The sequence below is a fragment of the Streptomyces sp. NPDC001941 genome (assembly GCF_040296945.1).
In the GTDB taxonomy this organism is placed as follows: Bacteria; Actinomycetota; Actinomycetes; order Streptomycetales; family Streptomycetaceae; genus Streptomyces.
Genome location: NZ_JBEOYE010000204.1, coordinates 1 through 4973 on the forward strand (window position 1 = coordinate 1; position 4973 = coordinate 4973).

General features: G+C 74.9%; 7 protein-coding genes. 3 read left to right on the forward strand and 4 right to left on the reverse strand.

Going from position 1 to position 4973, the window contains the following annotated elements; translation table 11 throughout:
- Nucleotides 1–106: 106 nt before the first annotated feature.
- The gene (locus ABT160_RS46320; protein ID WP_351656269.1) at nt 107–679 is read right to left on the reverse strand and encodes a CDP-alcohol phosphatidyltransferase family protein; all 573 of its coding nucleotides are present in this window, start codon (nt 677–679) and stop codon (nt 107–109) included.
- 101 nt (nt 680–780) lie between these two features.
- On the opposite strand from ABT160_RS46320, the gene ABT160_RS46325 reads away from it, so the two are divergent.
- Nucleotides 781–1326 carry a GNAT family N-acetyltransferase gene (locus ABT160_RS46325; protein ID WP_351656271.1) on the forward strand — a complete coding sequence of 182 codons (546 nt, stop codon included), beginning with the start codon at nt 781–783 and terminating at the stop codon, nt 1324–1326.
- Nucleotides 1327–1333: 7 nt separating this feature from the next.
- Here ABT160_RS46325 and ABT160_RS46330 read toward each other — a convergent pair whose 3' ends face one another.
- From ABT160_RS46330 to ABT160_RS46340, 3 genes are all read right to left on the reverse strand, one after another.
- A complete protein-coding gene (locus ABT160_RS46330) occupies nt 1334–2074 on the reverse strand; it encodes a hypothetical protein (RefSeq protein ID WP_351656273.1) in 741 nt (246 codons plus the stop codon).
- Nucleotides 2071–2409, reverse strand: coding sequence for a PadR family transcriptional regulator (locus ABT160_RS46335; protein WP_351656276.1), 339 nt, complete (start codon nt 2407–2409; stop codon nt 2071–2073). The genes ABT160_RS46330 and ABT160_RS46335 overlap by 4 nt, the downstream gene beginning before the upstream one ends.
- A 106-nt stretch (nt 2410–2515) precedes the next feature.
- Nucleotides 2516–3535: an NADP-dependent oxidoreductase gene (locus ABT160_RS46340; RefSeq protein WP_351656279.1), complete on the reverse strand. Its 1020-nt coding sequence runs from the start codon at nt 3533–3535 to the stop codon at nt 2516–2518.
- Nucleotides 3536–3636: 101 nt separating this feature from the next.
- Between ABT160_RS46340 and ABT160_RS46345 the strand changes: the two genes are divergently transcribed.
- Complete coding sequence (locus ABT160_RS46345; protein ID WP_351656282.1) at nt 3637–4518, forward strand: LysR family transcriptional regulator; 882 nt, start codon at nt 3637–3639, stop codon at nt 4516–4518.
- Between the two features lie 203 nt (nt 4519–4721).
- Nucleotides 4722–4853, forward strand: a complete 132-nt coding sequence (locus ABT160_RS46350) for a hypothetical protein (protein WP_351656285.1) — start codon at nt 4722–4724, stop codon at nt 4851–4853.
- The last annotated feature ends 120 nt before the right edge of the window (nt 4854–4973 follow it).

Below are 4973 nucleotides of genomic sequence, written 5' to 3' on the forward strand. Positions count from 1 at the left end.
CGCAGCTCGGCCCGCGCCCGCACCCGCGCGGGCAGTACGGCGACGGCCGCGCCGCCCGCCGCCAGCGCGCCCGCGACCAGCGGCAGCGCCCGCACCACGGCCCCGCTCACGCCAGCTCACCCCACAGCCGCCCGAGCCGCACCAGCGCGGTCAGCGCCGAACCCGCCGCGAGCACCGCGAGGACCGGCACGGCCCAGCCGGTGGCCGCCGCGAGCACCACGAGCAGGCAGCGCTCGGTCTTGCCGACCGGGCCGCCGTTGAGCCGGGGCGCGCCCGCCGCCGCGCCCGCGAGCGACACCCAGGAGGGCAGCGTCGCGGCGAGCGCGGCGAGGGCGACCAGCCAGGGCGCGGCCAGCGCCAGGAAACCGGCCAGCACCACCAGGTCGGCGGCCCGGTCGCCCAGTTCGTTGAGCAGGGCGCCGCGCCGGGTGGTGCGGCCGGTGTCCCGGGCCAGCGCCCCGTCGAGGTTGGCGAAGGCGAGCCGGGCCGCCAGCAGGACGGCGACCGGGAGGGCGGCGAGCGGGGCGGGCAGCCACGCCAGGGCGGCCGCGGCCAGGGCCGCGCAGCCGACCCCCGCCGCGGTGAGGGCGTCGGGCGACACCCCGCGCCGGGCGAGCGCGGCGCGCACGCCGGACAGTCGCCGGGCGTACCAGGGCTTGAGTGCGTAGAGGCCGTCCATGGCCCCAACTCTGGTGCGGCAGAAGGCTTTTCGACACGGCGCGGGTACTCAGATCCGGCCCTGAGTACCTGGTGGCGCGGGGGCCTGTGAGACTGGGGCGCATGAGTGATGACGCCGTGCGCGCCGCGCACACCCACGAGCTGTCCCCGGCCGCCCTCGCCGAGTTCCGCGCGCTGCTCGACGCGGCGTTCGAGGGCGACTTCAGCGACGCGGACTGGGACCACGGGCTCGGCGGGATCCACGCCTGGGTCACCGACGGGCGGGGCGTCGCCGCGCACGGCAGCGTGATCATGCGCAGGGCGTCGCACGCGGGGCGTTCGTACCGGGTCGGCTACGTCGAGGCGGTCGCGGTGCGCGCCGACCGGCGCCGGCAGGGCCTGGGCGTACGGGTGATGGAGCGGCTGCACGAAGTGGTCGACGGCGCCTATGACTTCGGGGCGCTCTCGGCCTCCGACGCGGGGGCCGGACTCTACCGCTCGCTGGGGTGGCGGGCGTGGCCGGGGCGGATCGAGGCGTACGGCCCCGGGGGCGTCGAGCACCTCGCCGACGAGGAGGGCACCACCTACCTGCGCCCGGCGGCCGGTCGCGCGCTGCCGGATCCCGCCGCGGCGCTGCAGTTCGACTGGCGCGACGGGGACGTCATGTGACGGAGGGTCAGCTCCGGTTGCGGCGGCGGTTGCCGACCGCCACGGCCGCTCCCGCGAGCGCCGAGCCGACCAGGGCGCCCAGCGCGGCGAACGCCGAGACGTCGCTGACGTCGGCGATCCAGGTGCCCGTCAGCGCGAGCATCGCCAGCACCCACATGACCAGGATCCACTTGGTGCGGGTGTCGAAGTAGTAGGAGCGCGCGGGCCGCTCCGGCAGCTCGGACAGCTGCGCCGCCGGGCCCTCGCTGGCCGCCTTCGGGCGCTTGAGGTAGACGAACACCGACCAGTCGCCGCACGCCTCCCAGCCCTCCGGCGCGAGCCGCTCCAGGAGCTGGGCGCGGCGCCGGGGGCCGACCGCCGTCTCGCGGCGGTACTCCCAGCGCAGCGCGGCGCCCGGGACCCGGCGGCAGACGAACCGGCCCAGGGAGTCGATGCGTTCGACCTCCCAGCCCTGGTCGCCGTGGGCGGCGAGCAGGCGCCGGTCGTGGTAGATGTCGGCGGTCCAGGTCCAGGACTGCGCCTCCTCGGCGGGTGCGGTCGCGGCCGGGGTGGTGCCGCCGAGCTGGGCGGCGAAGGCGGCGGCGGGGCCGAACTCCTCCTCGGGCGCGGCGCCGGTCTCGGCGAGGTAGCCGGTGAGCTCGTCGACGGTGGTGGCTATGTGGGTCTCGTCGGCGCCGGACGCGCGCAGGGCGGCGGTCAGCTCGGCGAAGTAGGGCTCGGTGGAGCGGGTGCGCTCGGTGTCGTTCATCGTGTTCCCCCGTTGGTCAGCATGGTCGTGACGGACGTGTGGAAGCCCAGCCAGGCGGTGCTCTCGGCGGCCAGGTGCGCGCGCCCCGCCTCGGTGAGGCGGTAGTAGCGGCGCCCGGGTCCGCGCTCGGCGGCGCGGAACTCGCCCACGGCGAGCCCCGCCTCCTCCAGCCGGTTGAGCACCGGGTAGAGCGTTCCGCCCTTGATCTCCCCGAGGCCCGCCCCGGCGAGCGCCTTGGAGATCTCGTACCCGTAGCTCTCGCCCTCGGTGAGGCAGGACAGGACGAGGAGGTCGAGGACTCCCTTGAGCCAGCTGGATCTGCGGTCTGTGGCCATGCCCGTATTCCATCACTAGCTAGATAGGAATACAACCTATTGAGGGAAGCGACTTAGCGGGCGGTGCGACACAGGTAGCTCCGCCCAGCCCGTTCCGGACCCGGGATCAGAGCTGGCCCGCCGCCCTGACCAGCATCTTTCCGACGTTCTCGCCGCGCAGCATGCCCAGGAACGCCTCCACGATCCGGTCGAACCCCTCCACCACCGTCGCGTCCGCCGTGACCGCGCCGGAGCGCAGGTGCGGGACCAGGAAGTCCTCGAACTCGTCCTGGAGGTGCGGGTAGTTGCGCACCATCACGCCCTCCACCCGCAGCGACTTGGTGACGATGTCGTACAGGTTGCGGGGCGCCGCGGGCGGCTGGTCGGCGTGGTGGTACTGGCCCACCGCGCCCACCCAGGCGAGCCGCCCGTGGTGGCGCAGGTTCGCGATCGCGCCCGCCAGGTGGTCGCCGCCCACGTTCTCCAGGGCGGTGTCCAGGCCGTCCGGGGCCGCCTTCGCCAGCAGCTCCTCGACACTGCCGTCGTGGTAGTCGAAGGCCGCGTCGTAGCCCAGATGCCCGGTCAGGTGGGCGACCTTGGCGGCGGAGCCCGCGCTGCCGACCAGCCGGCCCGCGCCGAGCAGCCGGGCGATCCGGGCGGTGGCGGTGCCCACGCCGCCCGCGGCCGCGGAGACGAACAGGTCCTCGCCCGGCTGCAGGCGCAGGGTCCGGGTCAGCGCCACGTACGCGGTCAGGCCGGTGCCGCCGAGCAGGCTGAGGTGGGCGGAGAGCGGCACGCCCTCGTACGAACGGATCCTGCGGGCGCCCGCCCGGCCCTCGGTGACCAGGGCGTGGGTGCGCCAGCCCTCGCGGTGGAAGACCAGGTCGCCCTCGGCCAGGCCCGGGTCGCGGGAGGCGATCACCCGGCCCAGCGTGCGGCCCTCCAGCGGCGCGTGCAGCGCGAAGTCGGCGTCCATCATGCCGCGGTGGTAGGGGTCGACCGACCAGTAGAGGTTCTCCACCAGCGCGGTGCCCGGCGCCGGGTCGGGCACCGGCGACTCGACGAAGGCGAACAGGCCGGCGGTGGGGAAGCCGTGCGGGCGGGCGGTCTGCTGGACGGTGACCATGGTGGCTGCGGAGTGCGTCATGACCGGAAACGTACGGAGGAATGCGCGGGCCGGGCAGGGGGTTGCGTCGATGGAACCGCCCGACCCATGAACGCCCCTCATACACCGAGGTGAGAGCCCCGATGCCGGACCTGGCCCCCCATGAACTGCGCGTCCTCGTCGCCGTCGCGAGCGAGCACGGCTTCTCCGCCGCGGCGCAGGCCCTGGGCATGACCCAGTCCGCCGTCTCGCACTCGGTGCGGGCCAGCGAGCGCAAGCTGGGCGCCGTCCTCTTCGAGCGCGGGCGCAAGGGGGCCACGCCCACGCCCGCCGGGGAGCGTGCCGTCGGCTACGCCCGCCGGGTGCTGCGCCTGCTGGAGCTGATGGCGGCCGAGGTGCCCGCCGCCGACTCCGGCGAGATCGCGGGACCGCTGCGGGTGGCCGCCTTCCGCAGCGCCTCCCTGCACCTGCTGCCGCCCGCCCTGGAGCGGCTGCGGGCCGCACACCCCCGGATCGAGCCGCAGGTCAGGGTGGTGCGCGAGATGGGGCGCGGCACCGCGGGGGAGGTCCTGGACGGACGGGCCGACCTGGCGATCGCCACCATCGGCACCAGCTCGCCGGTCCCCGCCGAACTGGTCGGCGGGGTGCTCCTCGAAGAGGGGTACGCCTGGGTGCACCCGGCGGACCACCCGGCGCCGCGCGCCCTTCCGCTGGTGGACTGGGCGGAGAACTGCACCTCCTACACGCGCGAGTGGTGGAAGCGGCAGGACTGGCTGCCGTCCGCGACCGTGGAGACCCAGGACGACGGCGCGGTGCTCTCGCTGGTGGCCGGGGGGTTCGGGATGGCGGTGATGCCCGAGCTGTCCCTGGTGGGCGCGCCGGACACGGTGCGGATCACCGACCTGGGCCCGGACCGCCCGACCCGCTCGGTGGGCTACGTCACCACGCCCGAGCTGGCCGGATCGCCCGCTGTGCGGGCGCTGATACGGGAGTTGAGGGCGGGCCGCGGCCCCCTGTCCGGGTGAGGGCCGTCTCAGATAGTAGGAAGTCCGAGTAATTGTGGAGACAGAGCGGCTCCGCTCACCTAGCTTTGTAGGAGCCGAACGTCTCGCTCGATCCAGCGAATGGCGGCCGCGAGCGCAGTGCCCCGCGCAGGCAATCCCTGCGGCACCGCTCCCCGCCTCATCCGGCGCCTGTAGATCCCACTGATCTCAAGGAGTCGATCACCATGTCCGCTGAGACGACCGTCCGCCGTACCCGCCACTCCGCCCGCCTGAGCGAGGCCGACCGCAAGAACGCCGCCGCCGCGCTGCAGCGGGCCCTGGACCGCAGGGACAACGGCGGCTCCACCGGTCACTGACCGCCGGGGCGCACCTCGAAGCGGCCGATGCGCTCGGCCTCGGCCTTGTCCCGCTCGCGCTGCTGGTCGAGGCGGTACGCGGCGTGGATGCCGGTGGTGATGAACGCCACGTGGTCGGCG